Consider the following 23,339-nt stretch of genomic DNA (forward strand, 5'->3'; position numbering starts at 1 on the left):
CGCAGCTATCGGCGACAGAGAGAGAACTTATCGTGCCCGTTCGCAAGTACCAGAATCACACCCCGCAACTCGGCAAGGGCGCGTTTGTCGACGCCTCCGCGGTGGTGATCGGCGACGTCGAAATCGGCGAAGACAGCTCCGTGTGGCCGCTGACCGTGATCCGTGGCGACATGCACCGCATCCGTATCGGCGCGCGCACCAGCGTGCAGGACGGCTGCGTGCTGCACATCACCCACGCCGGCCCGTTCAACCCGGATGGTTTCCCGATGTTGATCGGCGATGACGTGACCATCGCCCACAAGGTCATGCTGCATGGCTGCAGCGTTGGCAGCCGTGTGCTGATCGGTATGGGCAGCATCGTCATGGACGGCGCGGTGGTCGAGGACGATGTGATCATCGGCGCCGGCAGCCTGGTACCGCCGGGCAAGCGCCTGGAAAGCGGCTTCCTGTACGTGGGCAGCCCGGTGAAACAAGTCCGCTCGTTGACCGACAAGGAGCGTGCCTTCTTCACCTACAGCGCGGCGAACTACGTGAAGCTCAAGGACCTGCATCTGGCCGAAGGCTACGATCAGCTCTGAATCGACCTATACCTGCTCAGGATTTCTCATGCACTACCAGACCGTACTGTTCGACCTCGATGGCACCCTGACCGACCCGCGTGAAGGCATCACCCGTTCCATCCAGTTTGCCTTAAGCAAACTCGGCATCGACGAGCCGGACCTGAGCAAACTCGAACACTTCATCGGCCCGCCGCTGTTGCAGGCGTTCATGCAGTTCTATGGCTTCGACGAGGCCAAGGCCTGGGAGGCGGTGAATTTCTATCGTGAGCGCTTCAAGGTCACCGGCCTGTACGAGAACCGTGTGTTCGACGGCGTCACGCTGTTGCTCGAGACCCTGAGCGGCCAGGGGCGGCAGCTGTACATCGCGACCTCCAAACCTTGGGAATTTGCCCGGGAAATCGCCCGGCATTTCGACTTCGCTAAACACTTCAAGGTGATCTACGGCAGTGAGCTGGATGGGACGCGGACCAACAAGGTCGAGCTGATTGCGCACCTGATCGCCGAAGAAGGGCTGGATCCGGCCAATACGCTGATGATCGGCGACCGCAAGCATGATCTGATCGGCGCGCGCAGCAACGGCGTGGACGCGGCGGCAGTGGGCTATGGGTTTGGCAGTTTTGAAGAGTTGAGTGCCGAAGCGCCGGCTTATCACTTTGAGACTTTGGCTGAGTTGCATCAGGCGTTTTTGCGGCGCTGATCAGTCAGTCTTCGCGAGCAAGCCCGCTCCCACAGGAGGCATGCATGTCACCTGTGGGAGCGGGCTTGCTCGCGAAGAGGCCAGTACAGACCGCGAAAAATCAGGCTTCTGCCAATGCTTTGAGTGCTGCCTTACGCTCGATAACCGGCAAATCTCCCAGCTTCTCAACCTCAACATAAAACCGCACCCAATCCCCCCCAACCTGCCTGAACAACGCTGCAAACGCCGGCACCCACTGGTCATACAGCCCGAACGGCAACAATCGCGCATTGTTCAACGGCATATTCACCCACGCGTCGTAACGCTTGTCCCCGGCCCACCGGCGGTCGCGCATCAATCGATATTCGCGGCGAAACTGCTCGAACGTCGCCGCTTTGCGTTCGCGCATCTGCTCGGCTGGCAGCGGCTGAGCGTAGAGCTTTTCCAGGCGCGAGCGCGTTTCCAGCACCAGTTCGATGAACTGATCGCGCTGCTTGAGCCTGGCATCGGTGTCCGGCGGCAGGCCACGAAACGCCCGCCACTGGCGGGTGCCTTCCTGCTCGACAAACGTGGCAAACGACTCATTGAACTCGGTGTCGTCCTTCACATAGAAACGCTGATGCGCCAGTTCATGAAAGATCAGCGTGGCCAGGCGTTCGTCACCCCAGCCCATCATCGAATTGAGGATCGGGTCATTGAACCAGCCGAGGGTTGAATAGGCCTCGACACCGCCAATCGCCACGTCCATGCCTTGCAGGCGCTGAATCGCCGCTTCGCCGCGCGCGGCGCTCTGGCTGTAGTAGCCGCGATAGGCCACGCAACCGGCGATCGGGAAGCAATGGTTCTGCGGGGTCAGGGAAAACTCCGGGGTGGCGAATACGTTCCACACCACATACGGCCGGCCGATGTCGGCGTACAGCCGATAGCTCTGGTTGTCCGGCAGGTGCAGCTGTTCGCTGGCGAAGTCCCGGGCCTTTTGCGACTGGGTCAGGTGCGTGCGCAGGGTTGCATCGCGGCTTGGGTCGGCAATCACCTTGGCCACCGGCTCACGCGCTCGCAACAACTGCAACTGACCGCTGGCCAACTGGCTGTAATAGCTGACGCTGGAACAACCGTTGAGCAACAAAAACATCACCCCCGGAAACAAAATCCGAAAAACGCGATCAAGTAACCCATGGCTTGGAAGCGGCCTGCTCAAAATAAAAATCCTTTGGAAAGTCTGCCCGCAAGACTATCCCGCCATTTGGAGCTTCGCTATGCGCATGTTGTTGCTGACAGGAGGCCTGCTGACGCTGGCCGGTTGTGCCGGATTCGGAATGCCCGATCCTGACCCCTCGCAAGCCTGGATTGATCTCGATGCCCGGCAACAGGACACGGCGTTGCAAGCGCTGAAAGTCGATGACAAGGCAACTGTCGACAAACGTTATTTCGAAGTGCAGCCCGGCAGCCATGAGTTGAAGGTGCGTTATCAGTTTCCGGTCGAAGCCACCAACATCGGCCCCGACGCCGAACCGCTGTGGCGCGATTGTCAGTTGAAGGTGAAATTCAAGGACTTCAACGCCGGTCAGCGCTATCAGTTGCAAGCCGGCAGCATCGGTTTTCGGCCATGGGCCAGGCTTTATGATGAACAGCGCAAAGTCGTAGGGCAGGGCACACCCGCAGGCTGCCAGAAAACCTGATCGGGATTATGCTGGATGTCCAAATCACGGGACATTGATCATGCACAGGTTGACGTTGTTGCTCGCTGCAAGTCTGCTTGCTGGCTGCCAGAGCCCGATGCCGGCAGCCGATCCGGGCAAGGCCTGGGTCGACTTTTCGATGCCGACACCCGGCGGTAAGGTGCTGATGGCTGAACGGCTGGACAACGTGCGCCTGCGGGACGGGCGCTTTTTCCAGGTCGCGCCGGGCAGTCATGAGCTGACGGTGCGCTTCGATTTCGAGATCTTCGGTGGCAGCCAGGGCTTGGACACCGACCCGCAGGAGCGCCTGTGTTACATGACCGTGCGCTACGATCATTTCGAAGCCGGGCAACGTTACCGACTTGAAGCCCGGTCGCTGGCGTTCACGCCGAGTGCTCGGTTGATCAATCGCCAAGGGCAGATAGTTGCCGAAGAGCGCCAGATCAACTGCGTGCCTTGAGCGGACTGTCAGATGTCGTTCCTCTGGTAGACGATCGCTTTTGTGCCGTTTTCGCAGGTGCCGACAACCATCGCCACGTCGTGCTTGTCGGCCTCTTCCTTGCTGACAATTTCCAGTGTGTAGGACGGCACTGCATTCGCCTGGATCTTTACTTCGATCTCTTTCTTCAATTCTTCGCAGTCTTTCGGTGCGGAGAGAACCGTTGTGGCCAGTGCACTGCAAAGAATCGCCAAGCCAATACGTTTCATAGATGAAGCTCCCTGATGCAGCGCGCACGGGCGTGCGCTGAAGCTGCTGTCACTTATTCGACCATATTTTTGCGGGGCAGGTTCTGACTTCGCTCACATCTTCAGGAATTGTGGTGATTGTTGGATTGCCATCGCGAGCAGGCTCACTCCTACAGGGGATCCCGATTGTTCACACTTGATGTGTCCGCTGGAGATCGAATGTAGGAGTGAGCCTGCTCGCGATGGCGCCAGTGCAGTTAATGCCTGATCAGCTGACCAGCGAAGCCTCAAGGGTAATCTTCGCATTCAGTACCTTGGACACCGGGCACCCTTCCTTGGCCTTGTTGCTCAGTTCCTCGAACTGCGCCTGAGTAGCGCCCGGGATTTTCGCCTTGAGGATCAACTTGATCGCGGTGATGGCAAAGCCACCCTCGACCTGATCCAAGGTGACTTCAGCCTGGGTGTCGATGCTCTCGGCCTTCAGGCCCGCATCACCGAGAATCATCGAGAACGCCATGGAAAAACAGCCGGCATGCGCGGCGCCGATCAGTTCTTCCGGGTTGGTGCCCTTGCCGCCTTCGAAGCGGGCCTTGAAGCCGTACGGCGCTTCTCTGAGGACGCCAGTCTCGGTAGAGATCGAGCCGATGCCGGTTTTCAGATCGCCTGCCCAATGTGCGGATGCTTTCTTCACGATAGCCATGTCTGCCTCCTCAAGATCTGGCGCGGAACGCCGCGCCGTCGTGGTTTTTACTTGCAAGGCTTCTGAGGATAGACGTCGGGACAAAGTTCAGCCCGGCTGAATCGTTGACTTTTTTAGTAGGAAATTTCATCGCGGCTATTGAAACTCGGGTATATGCCCTCATTGCATAAAACACGCTTATGGATTGGGCAGGTTTTCGTTCGCAAAAAAAACCTGCCTCCTCATTCGGAGACGCAGGTTTATGAAGCAACTGTCCGACGTAAAGTTTTCCACCCTCGATCTGGTGCCGGTGCGCGAGAACGGTAGCCCGGCGCAATCGCTGCGCAACTCGCTGGACCTGGCGCAGCACGTCGAGAAATTCGGCTACACCCGCTTCTGGGTGGCCGAGCACCACAACATGGACGGTATCGCCAGTTCTGCCACCTCGGTGTTGCTGGGATACCTGGCCGGCGGTACCTCGACGATTCGTGTCGGCTCCGGCGGGGTGATGCTGCCGAACCACGCGCCGCTGGTGATCGCCGAGCAGTTCGGCACTCTCGAAAGCCTGTATCCGGGACGCATCGATCTGGGTCTGGGCCGCGCGCCCGGCTCCGACCAGATGACCGCCCGCGCTCTGCGCCGCGAACGCTCCGGCAGTGCCGATGATTTCCCGGAAGACGTTGCCGAGCTGGCGCGTTTCCTCGGCCCGCGCACCCCGGACCAACGGGTGATCGCCATGCCCGGCACCGGCACCAACGTGCCGATCTGGTTACTCGGTTCCAGCCTGTTCAGCGCGCAGCTGGCCGGTGAGCGCGGGTTGCCCTACGCCTTCGCCTCGCACTTCGCCCCGCGCTTCATGCATGAGGCGATTCGCGTCTACCGCAACCACTTCAAGCCGTCGGCAGTGCTCGACAAGCCGTACGTGATGCTCGGTGTGCCGCTGGTGGCGGCCGATACCGATGAGCAGGCCGACTACCTGGCGACCTCGGTGTACCAGCGAATTCTCGCGCTGATGCGTGGACAGAGTCTGGTGCAGCGTCCGCCGGTGAAAACCATGGACGGCCTGTGGCTGCCCCATGAGCGCGAGGCGGTGGGAGATTTCCTCGGCCTGGCGATGGTCGGCAGCCCGCAGAAGATCCGCGCGAAGCTGGAGGTGCTGGTCGAGCAGACCCAGGCCGATGAGCTGATTTTCACCTGCGATCTGTATGAGCATGCCGATCGCCTGCATTCCTATGAGTTGCTGGCCCAAGTCATGAAGGGCTGACTCTGGAATACGGCTTCTGTGGGAGCGGGCTTGCTCGCGAAGACGGAGTGTCAGACACCCTGGATGTCGGCTGACATAACGCTTTCGCGAGCAAGCCCGCTCCCACATTGGGAACCAGTGGCCCACAAAAAAGCCGACGCCTTCGCGTCGGCTTTTGCATTTCAATCGCGATCACCCGCGTTTGTAGACGATTTCCTTGGTGCCGCCTTCACAGGTGCCCACAACTTTTCCGCCATTGGCTCCCTTGTCGACAACCTCCAGCGAATACCCGGAAACGCCCTTGGCATCCAGCTTCGCCGCGATCTCGCTTTTCAACTCTTCACAAGGCTTGCCAGCAGCCAACGCGCCACCCGCAAGGCTCAACAAACCTACTGCCAATATGAACTTCTTCATCGGTCGCACTCCCTGGTCGGATTAAAAGAGGCGGGCACCGGCTGTGCCGATGCACTCACCTTGTAGCGCTTTGCCATTCCTATGGCACTCGGCCAGCGCGCAAGTTCAGAAGCGTAGCCCAAACTCAGCTGCTGGCAATCCGGAAGCCGACTTTGAGTGTGACCTGGAAATGCGCAGCCTTGCCGTCCTTGATGTGGCCACGGGTCTCGACCACTTCAAACCATTCCAGATGTTTGATGCTCTTGTTCGCTTCAGCCAGCGCATTGTTGATGGCGTCTTCGATGCTGGTGGTGGACGAGCCGACCAGCTCGACTTTCTTGTACGTGTGATGGTCACTCATGGCGATCTCCTGGATGTGTGGATTTGAGACTAGCAGTGAATCTGCACTGTTGATTTCGGCGGCTCAATGCAAGCGAAGTTCAGATTTTCTGCACTTTCTCAAACCGCTGAAGTCCCAACCAACACACGCCACTCATCACCAATGCAGGAGAGCCACCATGGCCAACACCTCTTTACGTAAAGCCTCGTTGCAAAGCATGGAAGCCGAGATCGAGAGTCTGCTCAAATCGTTGGAAAGCCTGAAGGACGACGCGTCCGACGAGTCGCGCAAGACCCTCAAGGCGCTCAAGAGCAACGCTGAAAGCGCGCTGAAACATTCGCGCAGCCTGCTCAGCGATGCCTATGAAGAAGTCAAAGTGAAAACCCGCGAGACCGGCATCGCCACCCGCGATTACGCTCAGGAACACCCTTGGACCACCGCCGGTGTGGCGGTCGGTGCAATCGGTCTGCTGGCTGCTTATTTGCTGTTCAAGCGCGGCGAGTGATCCGTCTGGCGCAGCTCATTCTTGAGCCATTGCGCCAGTTGCCGGGCGCGTCCGTCTGCGGCGCGCTTGGGTAGCCACAACGCCAGTTGCGCCGGGGTTTCGCAAAAGCCCCACGGCGCAACCAGGCGACCGGCCTTCAAGTCCTCGGCCACCAGCGGCTCTGGCGCAATTGCCACTCCGAGTCCGGCCACTGCGGCTTCCAGCAGATAATACAAATGCTCAAAACCTTGCCCCCACTTCAACGCCTTGGCGTCGAGGTGATTTTGCTGTGCCCAACTCGGCCAGGCTTGCGGGCGCGATGTGGTGTGCAGCAGCGGCTCGCTGAGCAAGGCTGACGCCGGCGCCGCTTGCAGGCGTTGGTAGCCGCTGAACAGCGGGCTCATCACCGGGCCGATGCGTTCTGCGGCCAGTTCGTAGACCTGCATGTCTGCCGGCCATGGCGGCTCGGCGAACAACAGCAAGGCATCGAGTCCGGGGCGCCGCGGGTCGAGATCGCCTTCACCCGCCGACAGATGCAGACGCAAGTCCGGCAAGTCCGCGTTGAGTCGTCCCAGGCGTGGAATAAACCAGCGCGCCAACAGACTGCCGGAGCAGCCGAGTACGAACGGCGCATCAGCGGTGCTCTGCGTCAGCTCGGCACACACACTGCGCAACCGATCAAAGGCCTCACCGCTGGCATCTCGCAGACGAACGCCGGCATCTGTGAGTTTCAAGCCGCGACCATCCTTGACGAACAGGCTCACGCCCAGATGCTCCTCGAGCACTTTGAGCTGACGGCTGACTGCACCATGAGTGACGTGCAGCTGTTCGGCCGCCTGACTAACGCTGTTAAGCCGGGCGGTGGCTTCGAACGCGCGCAAGGCGTTCAGCGGGGGAAGGTCGTGGCTCATGGTATCTGTGAGTTTTCCTGACAGGTTGTGGCGATCTTATCGGTTTTCAGCCTGGAAGGTCAGGGGTAGAGTGGACGCCATTGTCTTCTTACCCGAATTCACCTGGAGCACATCATGACCCAGACTTCGAACACCTCCAACCTGCGCAGCGGCCCTGACGATAACGGCCTGTTCGGTGCGTTCGGCGGCCGCTACGTGGCGGAAACCCTGATGCCGTTGATCCTCGATCTGTCCCGCGAATACGAGGCGGCCAAGGAAGATCCGGCGTTCAAGGAAGAGCTGGCCTACTTCCAGCGTGACTATGTCGGTCGTCCGAGCCCGCTGTACTTCGCCGAGCGTCTGACCGAGTTCTGCGGCGGCGCGAAGATCTACCTCAAACGCGAAGAGCTGAACCACACCGGCGCGCACAAGATCAACAACTGCATCGGCCAGATCCTGCTGGCGCGGCGCATGGGCAAGAAACGCATCATCGCCGAGACCGGTGCCGGCATGCACGGCGTGGCAACGGCCACCGTGGCCGCACGTTTCGGTCTGGACTGCGTGATCTACATGGGCACCACTGACATCGAGCGTCAGCAGGCCAACGTGTTCCGCATGAAGCTGCTGGGCGCCGAAGTGATTCCGGTGGTGGCCGGCACCGGCACCCTGAAAGACGCGATGAACGAAGCGCTGCGTGACTGGGTGACCAACGTCGACAGCACCTTCTACCTGATCGGCACCGTGGCCGGCCCGCACCCGTATCCCGCCATGGTGCGCGACTTCCAGGCAGTGATCGGCAAGGAAACCCGCGAGCAGTTGCAAGCTCAGGAAGGTCGTCTGCCGGACAGCCTGGTGGCGTGCATCGGCGGCGGTTCCAACGCCATGGGCCTGTTTCACCCGTTCCTCGATGATCAAAGCGTCGAAATCATCGGGGTTGAAGCGGCCGGTTACGGCATCGAAACCGGCAAGCACGCGGCCAGCCTCAACGGTGGCGTACCGGGTGTGCTGCACGGTAACCGCACCTTCCTGCTGCAGGACGACGATGGCCAGATCATTGACGCCCACTCGATTTCCGCCGGTCTCGACTATCCCGGCATCGGCCCTGAGCACGCCTGGTTGCATGACATCGGCCGCGTCCAGTACACCTCGGTGACTGACGACGAAGCCCTCGCCGCGTTCCACCAGTGCTGCCGCCTCGAAGGCATCATCCCGGCACTGGAAAGCGCGCATGCGCTGGCTGAAGTGTTCAAACGCGCACCGAAACTGCCGAAGGATCACCTGATGGTGGTCAACCTCTCCGGCCGTGGCGACAAAGACATGCAGACCGTCATGCACCATATGGAACAGTCGAAGCAGGAGAAACACTGATGAGCCGCCTGCAAACCCGTTTTGCCGACCTCAAGCAACAGAATCGCGCCGCGCTGGTGACTTTCGTCACTGCCGGTGATCCGGACTACGACACTTCGCTGGCGATCCTCAAAGGTTTGCCCGGCGCTGGCGCCGACGTGATCGAGCTGGGCATGCCGTTCACCGACCCGATGGCCGACGGCCCGGCGATTCAACTGGCGAACATCCGTGCCTTGGGCGCCAAGCAGAATCTGGCGAAAACCCTGCAAATGGTTCGCGAGTTTCGCGAAGGCAACAGCGACACGCCGCTGGTGCTGATGGGCTATTTCAACCCGATCCACATGTATGGCGTTGAACGTTTCATCGCTGACGCCAAAGACGCGGGCGTCGACGGCCTGATCGTGGTCGACATGCCGCCAGAGCACAACAATGAACTGTGCGACCCGGCACAGGCTGCGGGTCTGGACTTCATCCGCCTGACCACCCCGACCACTGATGATGCGCGTCTGCCGAAAGTGCTCAATGGCAGCTCGGGCTTCGTTTACTACGTGTCGGTGGCCGGTGTGACCGGTGCCGGTGCGGCGACTCTGGAACACGTCGAAGAGGCGGTCACCCGTTTGCGTCGCCACACTGACCTGCCGATCAGCATCGGTTTCGGTATCCGTACTCCGGAGCAGGCGGCGTCCATCGCTCGTTTGGCGGACGGGGTGGTGGTGGGTTCGGCACTGATCGATCACATCGCCAATGCGACCACGCCGGCCCAGGCTGTCGATGGCGTGCTGGGTCTGTGCAAGGCGCTGTCCGAGGGCGTGCGTCAGGCCCGCGTCAGCTGAAGGTAAAGTTCCTGATACAGAGGAATTAGCGCCTCACATCACGGCCTAATTGAGCAAGACCGAGGGATTCAGAACCACGTTCTGAATCCCTTTTTGCTGTTGGTGCAGTGAGGAAGACTTGATGAAAATGCCGAAACGTCTGATTGCCGGATTGGGCGTGCTGATGCTCAGCGCGACGCCGCTGCTGGCCAGCGCCGATCCACGCGATGATCATGACCACGGCGGCCCGCAGCAGGGCCACTACGATAACCGTGGTGACGATCACCGTGGCCCGCAGAACGACCACCGAGGCGGCCCGCCACGCGACTTCGGCCCGGTACGCCAGACCATTCGCGACAATCACGGCTACTTCGTGCGCGGCGCACCGCCGCCACCGGGCATCCATCTGGAACGCGGCCGGCCGTTGCCGCGCGGGTATTACGGCGAGCGACTTGACGGTCGGGCGCTGAGTCGTCTGCCAGTGTATCCGGGTTATGAGTGGCGCCGGGCCGGGGGTGACATTGTCCTGATCGCGGTGGGTACCGGGATCGTTTACGAAATTCTGGATGGTGTTTTGTACTGATTTGGCACGAGCATCTGTGGCGAGGGAGCTTGCTCCCGCTGGGGCGCGGAGCGGCCCTGAAAATTCGGCATTCAACCGATTTACGACTGCTGCGCAGCCGAGCGGGAGCAAGCTCCCTCGCCACAAGATTCAGTTCCAGTCTTCTGTCTCAGGGTAGCTCCAGTCCGCCAGATGCCTTGTGCAGTCTGCGCAGATGCTCGCCGATCTGCTTCACGTTGGCTTCGCTGGCGGCAATTTCGGCCGCTCGCTTGGGTTCCAGCAACTTGCGCACTTCCTTGTCCAGATCGCCGCTCAGCGCCAGCAGTTGTTTCTGGCGTTGGGCGCTTTCGTCCTGCAGGCGCTTGAACTCGCTTGGTTGCGGCAGCCCGTAGCCACGGCTGTCGAGCAGTTCTGCCGGACGACTGAGGAAGCCGCTGTTGGCGAGAATTTCCTGCAGGGTGGCGTTGGCCTTGTCCATGCCGCCGTTTTCCAGCTCCCGGGCGCCGAGGTAGCGCTGCTTGACCTCGTCCTGGGCCAGCAGCAACTGGCGGCGATAGCTCGCCTGTTCCAGCAGGAGCAATGCAGCGCTGGTGCGCAGGTCTGCACGTTCGAACCACTGGCGACGTTCTTCGGCAGACAGCGATAGCCAATCTTCGACGCTGGTTTGCTTGATCGGCAGCTGCTTTTTCAACACATCGAACATCGCCTGATAGCGATCGCGGAACGAATCGAAGCGATAGCCCAGGCGCAGGGCTTCCTTGGGATTGTCGAGCACGCTGGTGTCGGCCAGCCCCCGGCCTTTGAGCACTTCGAGCAAGCCGTTGGGCATGATGCTGTCGAGGCCGACGAGTTGCTTGTTGTTGCTGCCGCTGCGCAGCAATTTCAGGCCTTCCACCGCGCAGTTGTTCGACAGGAAGAAGTAGTTGCCGTCATAACTCCAGTGCATTTCGGCAGCGTGTTCGACCACGCCTTCGATCTCGTCGCGTGACAGATTCAATGGCACCGAGGCGAGGCTGCGCAATTCAGTCTTGGTGTATTCGTCGATGACCTGCGCAAGCGGCAGGACGAACAGGCGTGATGGATATTTGCCGACCAGTCCGTCCCAGCTCGACAGCTGCACGTCGCCGACAAAGGCGCGGTAGGACAGCACCAGATGCTGGTCGAGGTCGAGCCGGCAATCCGGGCCCCGTGGTCGACCCGGCGCGCAGATCACCAGCCGCAGCATGCTGTGGCCCCAGCGGCTGACCCAGTTCTGGTTGGCTTCAGCCAGCAGATAATCGACGGCATACACCCGCTCCGGGTCGACCTGGCCCAAGGGCTGTTTGGCGAAGTCGTTGCCGGCGTTGAGAAAGGCGAAGGTATTGCTGCAGGTGTCCTTGGCCGGTGGTGCCCAGCCGAAGCGCGCCTTGTAGTAGCGATAGAGCGCCGGACGGCGGCAGGCGTAGCTCGGGTCGAGGAGGAAATACTCCATGTTGACCGCGACAAACTCTTTCGGGCTGGAGATCTCGTACAGGTCCGGGCTGCGGGCCACCTGACGATTGTGTTGTTCACGCTCGCCGCGGCGCCCGACGTACTGTTGCCAGCCGGCGAGATCGAGCAGACGTGGATCATCGCTGAGGGTGAAGCGGCGCTCGGTCTGGCCTCGGCACTCGTCGGGAATGCCGACCAGGCCGGCGCTGTTGCTGCGGCGAGTGCAGCGCTGAATCAGCGTGCGCTCGGCGGCGGGCCACAGGCGCGCGCGGTCATAAATGTGGGTGAGTTCATGCAGCACCGTTGCCAGCAGTTCCTGGCGCACAGTGCCATGGGGGCGATTGGTTTTCTCTGTGGCCGCGCTGCCGTCGGTGAGACCGGCGAGCAGTTTGCGGTTCAGGTCTAGCTCGGCAACCAGGGTCGCCTGGCCGTAGGCGTTACCGGGCATGTCGTCGGTCCAGCCGACATCGATGCGCCGGTCCAGTTGTTCGACGAAGCTGGGCGGCAACTTGTGCATGGCTTCATCGAGCAGCGCCTGGCTGGCCTGCTGCTGAGCGGGGCTCAGGCCGTCGGTCTTGAGCCGCAATTGCAGGCTGGCGTGGGCGCTGTTGCCAAGCAGCAACAGTGCCCCGGCCAGCAGCCAGGCGCCGAGTGACTTCACAGGGCGAGGATGGCTTCGGCGAGCACCTGATCACTGGCGTCGCGAGCTTCCGGCACGCGCGTGCGCAAGGTGTTGAGGGCGGCTTCCAGGTGCGCACCGCGGATATCGCCGTTGGTGGCAACGAAGCTGGCCGCATCGTCGTGGGCTTCGCGGATGATTTTCGAATCGCGAATCGACGTCGTGGTATCGGAGGTGAAATCGATGGTGCGCTGGGAGGCACGAACGATGATGTTACTGGTGGCTACCAGGGTGTGTGCCTGGGCCACGTCGGCCAACAAAAACAGGCCAAGGGCGGCAGCAATCAGCGGGCTACGCATGGAACGACTCCGGAGGGCAATGTTAACGAGGGATCATGATTACTATTGGACGAGAATTGCCTGTGCCAGTTCAAGGTCGCTGACATGAAGTTTTGGTCGGGATTTGCGCAAGTAATGCAGGGCGGATTCGAGCTGCGCGCCGCGCAATTGACCGTCACTGGCGACAAACGCCGCCGCGTCATCGTGAGCGGCGATGATCAGTTTACGGTCGAATGGTGCGGAAGACACCATTCCGGTCGCCCAAACGCTGACCACGGTGTTTTGTGTGGAGACATCAAAGGCATCGACCGAGGTCGCCCAGAAGGCACTGACCAATACGCAAGGGAAAAACAGTCTGAATAAACGCATGAGACTCGGTAACGGTTAACGAGCTTCAAGGCTAGCGCAAATGCCCGGGCCAGAGCCAGCGGCGAAACATCGGGACACGACTGGCGTGCCCCGTCCGGCAATGGCGGATCAGATCGCGAGGATGGCTTGCGCCAGTTGGAAGTCGGTCGCGTTCAGTTGCGGTGCCTGATGACGGATCAGGTCCAGAGCACTTTCCAGTTTCACGCCACGGATCTGGCCTTCACTGGCGACGAAGCTGGCAGCGTCGTCACGGGCGGCGATCACGACTTTGTTGTCACGCAGCGAAGAGCTGACATCGGAGGTGGCGTCCGAGGAGGATTTCAGCGCGCCAACCACGGCATCGGTGGTCACAATGAAGCTGGAGGCACTGGCGTTGGCAGCCACGGCCAGCAAGGCGGCAGCGCTGAGCAGGCGAAGACGGGACATGGTGGATCTCCTGATAGTAAACCGTATTGAGAGGTGGCTTGTGTCTGATGAGTCAGACGCGGGTTACAGAAGATTCGCCACGTTCTGGCGTGGATATTAGGCCTGCGCGCGAGGTTCGGACAGTGGGCAGAATGCTAGCGCCAGAAGGGTTTCTCCAGTTCTCTGAGCCGATCGGCATGGCTGAGGCCCAGATCCGCTAGGTCGCGCTGGTCCAGTTGAGCCAGCAGGCGCCGCGTCCTGGCGCGCTCCAGTCCTTGCCACAGGGGTCGAAACAGGCGCCGCAGCAGGTGCGAGTGAGCGCGGGGTAGAGTCGATGCTGTCGAAACATCCTGTAAGCCTTTCATGGCGTTTTCCTTAAACCGAGGAGGGTTAAGGACATGCTGCGCCCGATGCAGTTTGGCGAGCAGATACACTCATGAAAAATTGTACTGGTTCAGATTTTGTTTATTGAGAACTGTACCTGTACTTTGATTATTCTGCTGTACGGGCATTTTCAAACCCTGAAACGACAAAACCCGTCGCGGTTTCCCGCGACGGGTCTTGTGTGTTCAATTCGGGTTGCTGGCGGTGGGTCTGACGACCAGAGCCAGCGACGCTACTTAGCGCCAGAACGGCTTGCTCAGCTCTTCGTAGCGTTGTGCTTCGCTGATACCGGCGTCAGCCAGCAGACGCGAATCCAGACGAGCCAGTTGGTGGCGGCTGGAGATGCGGCGCTGCCACAACATCAGGTTGGCGATAACGCGCAGAGGCAGGGAAGCCTGGTTTTTTGCAGCTTTGTCTTCGAAGAACAGTTCGGAACTGAGTGTACGTTCCATGGTTGACATCCTTCCGCTTGTGGCGGGATCAGGTAGTGGTTTAACTGGTGCCCATGATCCTCTCGTTTGCCTAGTCTCTCTAGATACAGTTCAACTGTATTGTGAGTGACCAGTTAACTGTTTATAGGGGGTGTACGGGTCGAAATTGAGCAAACTGTACCTGTCAGCACTAATTTGGTGCGTTTTTGCTCAATTCAAGGAAGGAGGTAGGCAAAATCTGTAGGAAACAACCGGTACAGCAGTACAGTTTTTGCCAGATGTGGCGGGTTAAAAAATCCGCTGACACAAACTGTGTTTGCATCAGCGGTTTGACTGTGTGATTACACCGCGAGCATGCGTCCGTTTTCTTCCAGGTTGATGTGCCAGCTCAGGGCTTCTCGCAGGATGTGTGGGGTATGGCCGCCGATGGCGCACGCTGCGGTGAAGTAGTCGTTCAGCGCCTGGCGATAGTCCGGGTGCACACAGTTGTCGATGATCACCCGGGCGCGCTCGCGCGGGGCCAGGCCGCGCAGGTCGGCCAGGCCGATTTCGGTCACCAGGATGTCGACGTCATGCTCGGTGTGGTCAACGTGGCTGACCATCGGCACCACGCTGGAAATTGCGCCGCCCTTGGCGATCGACTTGGTCACGAACACCGCGAGGTGTGCGTTGCGCGCGAAGTCGCCCGAGCCACCAATGCCGTTCATCATCCGCGTGCCGCAGACGTGGGTGGAGTTGACGTTGCCGTAGATGTCGAACTCCAGCGCAGTGTTGATGCCGATGATACCCAGACGACGCACTACTTCCGGGTGGTTGGAGATTTCCTGCGGGCGCAGCACCAGTTTGTCCTTGTACTTCTCCAGGTTGCCGAACACGTCGCTGTTGCGTCGCTCCGACAAAGTGATCGAGCTGCCCGACGCAAAGCTCAGCTTGCCGGCGTCGATCAGATCGAAGGTCGAGTCCTGCAGCACTTCGGAGTACATGGTCAGGTCTTCGAACGGCGAATCGATCAGACCGCACATCACCGCGTTGGCGATGTTGCCGATCCCGGCCTGCAACGGGCCGAGCCTGTTGGTCATGCGCCCGGCGTCGACTTCCTGCTTGAAGAAGGTGATCAGGTGCTCGGCGATGGCATTGGTGTCGACATCCGGGGTCGACACCGTGGACGGCGAATCCGCCTGCTGAGTGATGACGATGGCGACAATCTTTTCCGGCGGGATCGGGATCGCGGTGCTGCCGATGCGATCGTCGACTTTCACCAGCGGGATCGGCGTGCGCGTCGGGCGATAGGTCGGGATATAGATGTCATGCAGGCCTTCGAGGTTGGCGTTGTGCGCCAGGTTGATCTCGACAATCACCTGCTTGGCGAAAATCGCGAAGCTCGCCGAGTTGCCCACCGAGGTGGTCGGCACGATGTGGCCTTGCTCGGTGATGGCCACGGCTTCGATCACTGCGATGTCCGGCAGCTTCAGTTGCTGGTTGCGCAGTTGCTCGACGGTTTCCGACAGGTGCTGGTCGATGAACATCACTTCGCCGGCGTTGATCGCCTTGCGCAAGGTGCTGTCGACCTGGAACGGCATGCGCCGCGACAGCACGCCGGCCTCGGTCAGTCGCTTGTCGAGGTCGTTGCCCAGGCTGGCGCCGGTCATCAGGCTGATCTTCAGCGGCGTGACCTTGGCTCGCTCGGCCAGTGCGTGAGGGACGGCTTTGGCTTCGCCAGCGCGGGTGAAGCCGCTCATGCCGACGGTCATGCCGTCTTCAATCAGCGCGGCGGCGTCGGCGGCGCTCATCACTTTATCCAACAACGAAGGCAGGCGAATACGGTCACGATACATGGATTATTTTCTCGGGAAGCGAGTAGCAGGATGCGCAGTCTAGTGAATTTCGCGGGCGCCTGTCCCGCTACCAAGGTCGCAAACGAGGCGTCTATTTAGCGGGTTTGAAGTAAAACACCGTTACTGGATCTGCAACAACGTGGCAAATTGTCCGACGGTTTGCGCAAACAAAAACGCCCCGACAAGTCGGGGCGTCCGGTGCAACTGCGGAGGATTACTCGACCGCTTTGACCATGTCTTCGATGACTTTTTTCGCGTCGCCGAACACCATCATGGTCTTGTCCAGGTAGAACAGTTCGTTGTCCAGACCGGCATAACCGCTGGCCATCGAGCGCTTGTTGACGATGATGGTCTTGGCCTTGAACGCTTCGAGAATCGGCATGCCGGCAATCGGCGATTTCGGATCGTTCTTGGCGGCCGGGTTGACCACGTCGTTGGCGCCGAGTACCAGCACCACGTCGGCCTGGCCGAACTCGGAGTTGATGTCTTCCATCTCGAACACCTGGTCGTAAGGCACTTCGGCCTCGGCGAGCAGGACGTTCATGTGCCCTGGCATGCGACCGGCCACCGGGTGGATCGCGTACTTCACGGTCACGCCGCGATGGGTCAGTTTCTCGGTCAGCTCTTTCAATGCATGCTGCGCACGGGCCACCGCCAGGCCGTAACCCGGGACGATGATCACGGTGTCGGCGTTGGTCAGCAGGAACGTTGCGTCGTCGGCCGAACCGGATTTCACCGGACGGGCTTCTTTCGCACCGGCAGGTCCTGCGTCGGCCGTGTTGCCGAAACCGCCAAGCAGTACATTAAAGAAGGAACGGTTCATCGCCTTGCACATGATGTACGAGAGGATCGCACCGCTCGAACCCACCAGAGAGCCGGCAATGATCAGCATCGAGTTGTTCAGCGAGAAGCCGATACCTGCTGCCGCCCAACCCGAATAGCTGTTGAGCATCGACACCACCACCGGCATGTCGGCGCCGCCAATCGGGATGATGATCAGCACCCCCATCACGAACGCCAGAGCCAGCATCAGCGCGAACGCGGGGAGGTTGCCGGTGAGCATGAAGGTCACGCCCAGCACCAGTGTCGCCAGACCGAGTACCGCGTTCAGCTTGTGCTGACCGGCGAACTGTACCGGCGCGCCCTGGAACAGGCGGAACTTGTACTTGCCCGACAGCTTGCCGAAGGCGATCACCGAACCGGAGAAGGTGATTGCACCAATCGCCGCGCCGAGGAACAGCTCCAGACGGTTACCCGCCGGGATCGAGTCGCCCAGTTGCTTGACGATGCCCAGCGATTGCGGCTCGACCACCGCAGCAATGGCGATGAACACCGCCGCCAGACCGATCATGCTGTGCATGAACGCGACCAGCTCTGGCATCTTGGTCATTTCGACGCGCTTGGCCATGATCGAACCGGCGGTGCCGCCGATCAGCAGGCCGACGATCACGTAACCGATACCGGCAGTCGCCAGTTCCGCACCGAGCTTATAGATGAGGCCGATGGTGGTGAGGATGGCCAGCGCCATGCCGAGCATGCCGAACAGGTTGCCGCGCCGCGACGTGGTCGGGTGCGACAGGCCTTTAAGGGCCTGGATAAAGCAGATTGACGCGATCAGGTAGAGCGTCGTGACGAGATTCATGCTCATTACTTCGGCGCCTCTTCTTTTGCTTTCGGGGCTTTCTTCTTGAACATCTCAAGCATGCGGCGGGTGACCAGGAAGCCACCAAACACGTTGACCGCAGCCAGTGCCACGGCGAGGGTGCCCATGGTCTTGCCCAGCGGCGTGACGGTCAGCGCAGCAGCGAGCATGGCGCCGACGATCACGATTGCCGAAATGGCATTGGTCACCGCCATCAACGGCGTGTGCAGCGCAGGTGTAACGTTCCAGACCACGTGGTAACCGACATAAATCGCCAGCACGAAGATGATCAGGTTGTAGATACCGGGGGAGATAAGCTCTTCCATCGTCTGAATCCCTGCTTAGGCGTTTTTGCGGATGACTTGGCCGTCGCGGCACATCAGGCACGCGGCGACGATGTCGTCTTCGAGGTTGACGTCGAACTGGCCTTCTTTGGTGAACACCAGCTTGAGGAAGTCCAGCAGGTTGCGGGCGTACAGCGCCGAGGCGTCTGCAGCGACTTCACCGGCCAGGTTGGTCGGGCCGACGATGGTCACGCCGTTCTCGACCACGACCTGATCGGCGACGGTCAGCGGGCAGTTGCCGCCCTGCGCAGCCGCGAGGTCGATGACCACCGAGCCCGGCTTCATCTGCGCCACGGTGTCTGCGCTCAACAGTGTCGGCGCCTTGCGGCCCGGGATCAGTGCGGTGGTGATGACGATGTCGGCCTGCTTGGCGCGTTCGTGCACAGCCTGGGCCTGACGTTGCATCCAGCTCGCCGGCATCGGGCGAGCGTAACCGCCGACACCGACCGCGCATTCACGCTCTTCGTCAGTCTCGTAAGGCACATCGACGAACTTCGCGCCGAGGGATTCGATCTGTTCCTTCACCGCCGGACGCACGTCAGACGCTTCAATCACCGCACCCAGACGTTTCGCCGTGGCAATCGCCTGCAACCCGGCCACGCCCGCGCCGAGAATCAGCACGCGCGCCGCTTTCACGGTGCCCGCAGCGGTCATCAGCATCGGCATGAAGCGCGGATAGTAGTGCGCGGCCAACAACACAGCCTTGTAGCCGGCAATGTTCGCCTGCGACGACAGCACATCGAGACTCTGCGCCCGAGAGGTACGCGGCGCCGCCTCCAGGGCGAACGCAGTAATCCCGCACTCGGCCATTTTGGCGATGGTGTCGTTATTGAAGGGGTTGAGCATGCCCACCAGCACCGTGCCGCGCTTGATCAGCGCCAGTTCGGCGTCGCTGGGGGCGACCACTTTGAGAATCAGCTCGGCGCCGAACGCGTCGTTGGCACTGCCAATGGTTGCGCCCGCCGCTTCATAGGCACTGTCGACAACACTGGCTTTAACGCCGGCGCCGGTTTGCACAGTGACCTTATGGCCTTGGCTGATCAGCTTTTTAATGGTTTCCGGGGTTGCAGCAACCCGTGTTTCACCGGTCTGGGTTTCGAGAGGAACACCAATGTGCACGTCAAATCTCCTGCGTGATCTTATTGAGTAAACCCAGGCACTGCGGATGGTGCGACTGGGGCGGCCGATCAGCACGATCCCGCCAAATCAGGGCGGGGCGCGGCATTTTGCAGGCGAACTTTATGCCCTTCAAGGGATTATGACGGGTGACGGAAAATTAACTACAAGTCATCCCGTGACCGAATGTCGCAGATGGCCAGTTGAATCCCTTGCAGGCCGTGCCTTGCAAGGATTCTGGCTGAATTTGAAAATATTTCTCATCGGTGGCGTGAATAGGCCGTAATGAGTCGTGGATGGAGGCTCAAAGCCACGTCTTCAGGCGCTTGTGGGACGTCTGTACGACTTTCGGATACAGTCTGTGATTTTGCGACAAATACTTATATCTGTAGGGCTTTGATTTTCCTGACTACCGGGTTAGTAATCGCTGTAAGGCCTTATCCTTCTAGGCTGTAGCTGTTTGCCTGGTTGACCAGCCAATCGCGAAAAGCCTTGAGTGATGCCGATTCGACCTTTCGCTCCGGAATCATCAGGTAATACGCCTTAATGCTGGAGAGCGCATTCGGGTTGGCGACCACCAGGCGTTTCTCGGCCAGTTCGCGCTGAATCAGAAACGGTGGAATCAGCGCGATGCCCATGTCGTGCATGGCGGCCTGAGCCAGCATGGAGAATAGCTCGTAGCGCGGACCTGTCATGTCGCGTGGGATGTTCAGGTTCAGGGAGTTGAACCACTGCCGCCAGGCGTAGGGACGGGTGGTTTGCTGCAACAGAGGCAGCTCGGCAATCTCGTTGGGTGTCAGATGTTTCTTGCTGCCGAGGAGAGCGGGGCTGCATACCGGCATCGGATTTTCGCCCATCAGCCTGTGGGATTCGGTACCCGACCAATCGGCGTCGCCGAAGTAGATCGCTGCGTCGAAATCAGTGTCGGCAAACAGGAACGGGCGGGTGCGGTTGGTCAGGTTGACCGTTACTTCCGGGTGTTTGAGCTGGAAGTCCTTGAGTCGTGGCAGCAGCCATTGCGTGCCGAAGGTGGGCACCACCGCCAGTTCGATCACGTTGACGCCCTGCTGGCCCATGACCGAGAGCGTGTCGCGCTCGACGGCATCGAGTTGCGTGGCCACCCGACGGCTGTAGGACAGCCCCGCCTCCGTCAGCTTCACACCGCGTCGCGAACGTCGGAACAATTCCACACTGAGGAACTCCTCAAGGCTGGCGATCTGTCGGCAAATGGCGCCCTGGGTGAGGGAAAGTTCTTCGGCAGCCTTGGTAAAGCTTTCGTGGCGGGCGGCGGCTTCGAAGCTGATCAGGGCCGTGGTGCTGGGTATCTTCCTGCGCATGTACGTCAACCTCACTAATGCGCCGCATAAAAGGCATTCAGCGACGTTTCGGAGTGAGAAATTAGCACAACAGGATGCGAAATCCTCGTTTGCCGCGCTGGCGAACCGGGCCTAGGATCAATGCCACGTTAATTCACCGATTTGCGAGGACTCACTCATGGGCGGTAAAGCTAGCTTCAACTGGATCGATCCCCTGCTGCTGGATCAACAGCTCACCGAAGAGGAGCGCATGATCCGCGACACCGCCGCCCAATTCGCTCAGCAGAGCCTGGCGCCACGCGTGCTTGAAGCTTTCCGCCATGAGAAAACCGACCCGGCAATCTTCCGCGAAATGGGCGAAGTCGGTCTGCTCGGCGCGACCATCCCTGAACAATACGGTGGCAGCGGTCTGAACTACGTCAGCTACGGGCTGATTGCTCGCGAAGTCGAGCGTGTCGACTCTGGCTACCGTTCTATGATGAGTGTGCAGTCCTCATTGGTGATGGTGCCGATCAACGAATTCGGCACTGAAGCACAGAAACAGAAATATCTGCCGAAATTGGCTTCCGGCGAATGGATCGGCTGCTTCGGTCTGACCGAGCCAAACCACGGCTCCGACCCGGGCGCGATGATCACCCGAGCGCGCAAGGTTGACGGCGGCTACAGCCTGACCGGCGCCAAGATGTGGATCACCAACAGCCCGATCGCCGATGTGTTCGTGGTCTGGGCCAAGGACGATGCCGGCGACATCCGCGGCTTCGTACTGGAGAAAGGCTGGAAAGGCCTGAGCGCTCCGGCGATTCACGGCAAGGTCGGTCTGCGCGCATCGATCACCGGCGAAATCGTCATGGACAACGTATTTGTGCCGGAAGAGAACATCTTCCCGGACGTGCGCGGCCTGAAAGGCCCGTTCACCTGCCTTAACTCCGCACGCTATGGCATCTCCTGGGGTGCATTGGGAGCTGCCGAGTTCTGCTGGCACACCGCTCGCCAGTACACCCTTGATCGTCAACAGTTCGGGCGTCCATTGGCTGCCACCCAGCTTATTCAGAAGAAGCTGGCCGACATGCAGACCGAGATCACTCTGGCGCTGCAAGGCTGTCTGCGCCTGGGTCGCATGAAGGACGAAGGAACCGCTGCGGTCGAGATCACCTCGATCATGAAGCGCAACTCCTGTGGCAAGTCGCTGGATATCGCCCGCATGGCCCGTGACATGCTGGGTGGTAACGGTATCTCTGACGAGTTCGGTGTGGCCCGTCACCTGGTCAACCTGGAAGTGGTGAATACCTATGAAGGTACTCACGACGTTCACGCGCTGATCCTCGGTCGCGCGCAAACCGGTCTGCAGGCGTTCTATTAACAGGAGAGCGACCATGGGCGCGCTGTCGCATCTGCGAGTACTGGATTTATCGCGTGTGCTGGCCGGGCCGTGGGCCGGGCAGATTCTCGCCGACCTTGGCGCCGAGGTGATCAAGGTCGAGCGCCCGGGCAATGGTGATGACACACGTGCCTGGGGGCCGCCCTTCCTTAAAGACGCTTATGGGGAAAACACCAGCGAGGCGGCCTATTACCTGTCGGCCAACCGCAACAAGCAATCGGTAACGATCGACTTCACTCGGCCTGAAGGGCAGAACCTGGTACGGGAGCTGGCGGCGAAGTCGGACATTCTGATCGAGAACTTCAAGGTCGGTGGGCTGGCTGCCTATGGGCTGGACTACGAGTCGCTGAAGGCGATCAATCCGGACCTGATCTATTGCTCGATCACTGGCTTCGGTCAAACCGGGCCGTATGCCAAGCGTGCGGGTTATGACTTTATGATCCAGGGACTGGGCGGGCTGATGAGCCTGACCGGTCGCCCTGAAGGTGATGAAGGCGCCGGGCCGGTGAAGGTGGGAGTGGCGCTGACGGACATTCTTACGGGGCTGTATTCGACCGTGGCGATACTGGCGGCGCTGGCTCATCGTGATCACGACGGTGGCGGGCAACACATCGATATGGCTTTGCTGGATGTGCAGGTCGCATGTCTGGCGAATCAGGCGATGAACTATCTGACTACCGGCAATGCGCCGAAGCGTCTGGGTAATGCACACCCGAACATCGTGCCTTATCAGGACTTCCCGACGGCCGACGGTGATTTCATTCTTACCGTTGGCAATGACGGCCAGTTCCGCAAGTTTGCCGAGGTGGCGGGCCAGCCGCAGTGGGCGGACGATCCGCGATTCGCGACTAACAAGCTGCGGGTGGCTAACCGCGCGGTGTTGATTCCTCTGATCCGCCAGGCGACGGTATTCAAGACTACCGCCGAATGGGTGGCTCAGCTGGAGCAAGCGGGTGTGCCGTGTGGGCCGATCAATGATCTGTCCCAAGTGTTTGAGGATCCGCAGGTGAAGGCGCGTGGGTTGGCGATAGAGCTTCCGCACGCATTGGCGGGGATGGTCCCGCAGGTGGCGAGTCCGATCCGGCTGTCGCAGACGCCGGTCGAGTACCTTCGCGCGCCTCCTTTATTGGGCGAGCATACGTTGGAGGTTTTGCAGCGGGTGCTGGGTCTGGGCGCTGGCGCGGTAGAGGCACTCAAGGCTGATGGAGTGCTTTGAGTATCGCTTCTATATAGAAGAAGGCTGTTTCCTGCCTATATATAGATGGATTTGTGCGTTTTTTAACCGATCTGTAAGTTGTTGAAAGAAAACTGAAATTAACGGTTGACGGCAGATTCAGGAG

General features: G+C 60.1%; 28 protein-coding genes. 11 read left to right on the plus strand and 17 right to left on the minus strand.

All coding sequences use genetic code 11. The features are described 5' to 3' along the window. Positions 1-32 precede the first annotated feature (32 nt). Together KCG87_RS03545 and KCG87_RS03550 are read left to right on the plus strand one after the other, a co-directional pair. Entirely contained in the window at positions 33-578 is a 546-nt protein-coding gene (locus KCG87_RS03545; RefSeq protein ID WP_210556161.1) for a gamma carbonic anhydrase family protein, read from the plus strand. Between the two features lie 28 nt (positions 579-606). Next, positions 607-1,257 (plus strand): HAD family hydrolase, encoded by a 651-nt coding sequence (locus tag KCG87_RS03550; protein ID WP_135294674.1) that lies wholly within the window; start codon positions 607-609, stop codon positions 1,255-1,257. Between the two features lie 100 nt (positions 1,258-1,357). On the opposite strand, the gene KCG87_RS03555 is transcribed toward KCG87_RS03550, so the two are convergent. Continuing rightward, positions 1,358-2,434 carry an aminopeptidase gene (locus KCG87_RS03555; protein WP_210556159.1) on the minus strand — a complete coding sequence of 359 codons (1,077 nt, stop codon included), beginning with the start codon at positions 2,432-2,434 and terminating at the stop codon, positions 1,358-1,360. A gap of 58 nt (positions 2,435-2,492) precedes the next feature. Here KCG87_RS03555 and KCG87_RS03560 point away from each other — a divergent pair, with 58 nt between their 5' ends. Together KCG87_RS03560 and KCG87_RS03565 are read left to right on the plus strand one after the other, a co-directional pair. Beyond that, positions 2,493-2,915, plus strand: a complete 423-nt coding sequence (locus tag KCG87_RS03560; protein WP_027610207.1) for a hypothetical protein — start codon at positions 2,493-2,495, stop codon at positions 2,913-2,915. 40 nt (positions 2,916-2,955) lie between these two features. Continuing rightward, entirely contained in the window at positions 2,956-3,375 is a 420-nt protein-coding gene (locus KCG87_RS03565) for a hypothetical protein (RefSeq protein WP_027610206.1), read from the plus strand. An 8-nt stretch (positions 3,376-3,383) separates the two neighbouring features. Here KCG87_RS03565 and KCG87_RS03570 read toward each other — a convergent pair whose 3' ends face one another. After that, on the minus strand, positions 3,384-3,623 hold the full coding sequence (locus tag KCG87_RS03570) for a DUF1161 domain-containing protein (RefSeq protein WP_210556152.1): 240 nt from the start codon (positions 3,621-3,623) through the stop codon (positions 3,384-3,386). A gap of 247 nt (positions 3,624-3,870) precedes the next feature. Then, a complete protein-coding gene (locus KCG87_RS03575) occupies positions 3,871-4,302 on the minus strand; it encodes an OsmC family protein (RefSeq protein WP_007962818.1) in 432 nt (143 codons plus the stop codon). A 241-nt stretch (positions 4,303-4,543) separates the two neighbouring features. Here KCG87_RS03575 and KCG87_RS03580 point away from each other — a divergent pair, with 241 nt between their 5' ends. Next, positions 4,544-5,545, plus strand: coding sequence for an LLM class flavin-dependent oxidoreductase (locus tag KCG87_RS03580; protein WP_047297487.1), 1,002 nt, complete (start codon positions 4,544-4,546; stop codon positions 5,543-5,545). Between the two features lie 171 nt (positions 5,546-5,716). Here the strand turns inward: KCG87_RS03580 and KCG87_RS03585 are convergent, their stop codons facing one another. Then, a complete protein-coding gene (locus KCG87_RS03585; protein WP_098966508.1) occupies positions 5,717-5,938 on the minus strand; it encodes a DUF1161 domain-containing protein in 222 nt (73 codons plus the stop codon). A 124-nt stretch (positions 5,939-6,062) separates the two neighbouring features. Next, positions 6,063-6,278: a dodecin gene (locus tag KCG87_RS03590; RefSeq protein WP_083367411.1), complete on the minus strand. Its 216-nt coding sequence runs from the start codon at positions 6,276-6,278 to the stop codon at positions 6,063-6,065. A gap of 157 nt (positions 6,279-6,435) precedes the next feature. Between KCG87_RS03590 and KCG87_RS03595 the strand changes: the two genes are divergently transcribed. Further along, the gene (locus KCG87_RS03595; RefSeq protein WP_003220391.1) at positions 6,436-6,762 is read left to right on the plus strand and encodes a DUF883 family protein; all 327 of its coding nucleotides are present in this window, start codon (positions 6,436-6,438) and stop codon (positions 6,760-6,762) included. Here KCG87_RS03595 and KCG87_RS03600 read toward each other — a convergent pair. Beyond that, positions 6,735-7,652, minus strand: a complete 918-nt coding sequence (locus KCG87_RS03600; protein WP_134785107.1) for a LysR family transcriptional regulator — start codon at positions 7,650-7,652, stop codon at positions 6,735-6,737. The genes KCG87_RS03595 and KCG87_RS03600 overlap by 28 nt on opposite strands. Before the next feature lie 114 nt (positions 7,653-7,766). Between KCG87_RS03600 and trpB the strand changes: the two genes are divergently transcribed. The 3 genes from trpB (at position 7,767) to KCG87_RS03615 (ending at position 10,373) form a co-directional block, all read left to right on the plus strand. Continuing rightward, the gene (gene trpB / locus KCG87_RS03605; protein ID WP_134785108.1) at positions 7,767-8,999 is read left to right on the plus strand and encodes a tryptophan synthase subunit beta; all 1,233 of its coding nucleotides are present in this window, start codon (positions 7,767-7,769) and stop codon (positions 8,997-8,999) included. Beyond that, the gene (trpA, locus tag KCG87_RS03610; RefSeq protein WP_135294677.1) at positions 8,999-9,811 is read left to right on the plus strand and encodes a tryptophan synthase subunit alpha; all 813 of its coding nucleotides are present in this window, start codon (positions 8,999-9,001) and stop codon (positions 9,809-9,811) included. The genes trpB and trpA overlap by 1 nt, the downstream gene beginning before the upstream one ends. 121 nt (positions 9,812-9,932) lie before the next feature. Then, positions 9,933-10,373 (plus strand): anti-virulence regulator CigR family protein, encoded by a 441-nt coding sequence (locus KCG87_RS03615; protein ID WP_210556150.1) that lies wholly within the window; start codon positions 9,933-9,935, stop codon positions 10,371-10,373. A gap of 148 nt (positions 10,374-10,521) precedes the next feature. On the opposite strand, the gene KCG87_RS03620 is transcribed toward KCG87_RS03615, so the two are convergent. From KCG87_RS03620 to KCG87_RS03670, 11 genes are all read right to left on the minus strand, one after another. Further along, positions 10,522-12,483 (minus strand): DUF4105 domain-containing protein, encoded by a 1,962-nt coding sequence (locus KCG87_RS03620; protein ID WP_210556142.1) that lies wholly within the window; start codon positions 12,481-12,483, stop codon positions 10,522-10,524. Then, the gene (locus KCG87_RS03625; RefSeq protein WP_007911662.1) at positions 12,480-12,800 is read right to left on the minus strand and encodes a DUF2388 domain-containing protein; all 321 of its coding nucleotides are present in this window, start codon (positions 12,798-12,800) and stop codon (positions 12,480-12,482) included. Before KCG87_RS03625 ends, KCG87_RS03620 begins: the two co-directional genes overlap by 4 nt. A gap of 42 nt (positions 12,801-12,842) precedes the next feature. Continuing rightward, positions 12,843-13,148 (minus strand): DUF2388 domain-containing protein, encoded by a 306-nt coding sequence (locus KCG87_RS03630; protein ID WP_098966511.1) that lies wholly within the window; start codon positions 13,146-13,148, stop codon positions 12,843-12,845. A gap of 108 nt (positions 13,149-13,256) precedes the next feature. Beyond that, the gene (locus KCG87_RS03635) at positions 13,257-13,574 is read right to left on the minus strand and encodes a DUF2388 domain-containing protein (RefSeq protein ID WP_007962831.1); all 318 of its coding nucleotides are present in this window, start codon (positions 13,572-13,574) and stop codon (positions 13,257-13,259) included. Positions 13,575-13,708: 134 nt separating this feature from the next. Further along, a complete protein-coding gene (locus KCG87_RS03640) occupies positions 13,709-13,918 on the minus strand; it encodes a DUF1127 domain-containing protein (protein ID WP_098966513.1) in 210 nt (69 codons plus the stop codon). Between the two features lie 255 nt (positions 13,919-14,173). Continuing rightward, positions 14,174-14,389 (minus strand): DUF1127 domain-containing protein, encoded by a 216-nt coding sequence (locus KCG87_RS03645; RefSeq protein WP_007962833.1) that lies wholly within the window; start codon positions 14,387-14,389, stop codon positions 14,174-14,176. Positions 14,390-14,709: 320 nt separating this feature from the next. Then, positions 14,710-16,203 (minus strand): acetyl-CoA hydrolase/transferase family protein, encoded by a 1,494-nt coding sequence (locus KCG87_RS03650; RefSeq protein ID WP_210556140.1) that lies wholly within the window; start codon positions 16,201-16,203, stop codon positions 14,710-14,712. A gap of 214 nt (positions 16,204-16,417) precedes the next feature. Further along, positions 16,418-17,851 carry an NAD(P)(+) transhydrogenase (Re/Si-specific) subunit beta gene (locus tag KCG87_RS03655; RefSeq protein WP_135294679.1) on the minus strand — a complete coding sequence of 478 codons (1,434 nt, stop codon included), beginning with the start codon at positions 17,849-17,851 and terminating at the stop codon, positions 16,418-16,420. Continuing rightward, the gene (locus KCG87_RS03660; RefSeq protein WP_003220416.1) at positions 17,851-18,171 is read right to left on the minus strand and encodes an NAD(P) transhydrogenase subunit alpha; all 321 of its coding nucleotides are present in this window, start codon (positions 18,169-18,171) and stop codon (positions 17,851-17,853) included. Before KCG87_RS03660 ends, KCG87_RS03655 begins: the two co-directional genes overlap by 1 nt. A gap of 15 nt (positions 18,172-18,186) precedes the next feature. Beyond that, positions 18,187-19,308 (minus strand): Re/Si-specific NAD(P)(+) transhydrogenase subunit alpha, encoded by a 1,122-nt coding sequence (locus KCG87_RS03665; protein WP_007962844.1) that lies wholly within the window; start codon positions 19,306-19,308, stop codon positions 18,187-18,189. 434 nt (positions 19,309-19,742) lie between these two features. After that, positions 19,743-20,642 (minus strand): LysR family transcriptional regulator, encoded by a 900-nt coding sequence (locus tag KCG87_RS03670; RefSeq protein WP_210556139.1) that lies wholly within the window; start codon positions 20,640-20,642, stop codon positions 19,743-19,745. A 157-nt stretch (positions 20,643-20,799) separates the two neighbouring features. On the opposite strand from KCG87_RS03670, the gene KCG87_RS03675 reads away from it, so the two are divergent. Together KCG87_RS03675 and KCG87_RS03680 are read left to right on the plus strand one after the other, a co-directional pair. After that, on the plus strand, positions 20,800-21,981 hold the full coding sequence (locus KCG87_RS03675; RefSeq protein WP_003220420.1) for an acyl-CoA dehydrogenase: 1,182 nt from the start codon (positions 20,800-20,802) through the stop codon (positions 21,979-21,981). 13 nt (positions 21,982-21,994) lie between these two features. Beyond that, entirely contained in the window at positions 21,995-23,215 is a 1,221-nt protein-coding gene (locus KCG87_RS03680; protein WP_098966520.1) for a CaiB/BaiF CoA-transferase family protein, read from the plus strand. Positions 23,216-23,339 lie beyond the last annotated feature (124 nt).

It is taken from the genome of Pseudomonas sp. MWU347, assembly GCF_017947305.1.
Lineage (GTDB): Bacteria > Pseudomonadota > Gammaproteobacteria > Pseudomonadales > Pseudomonadaceae > Aquipseudomonas > Aquipseudomonas putida_A.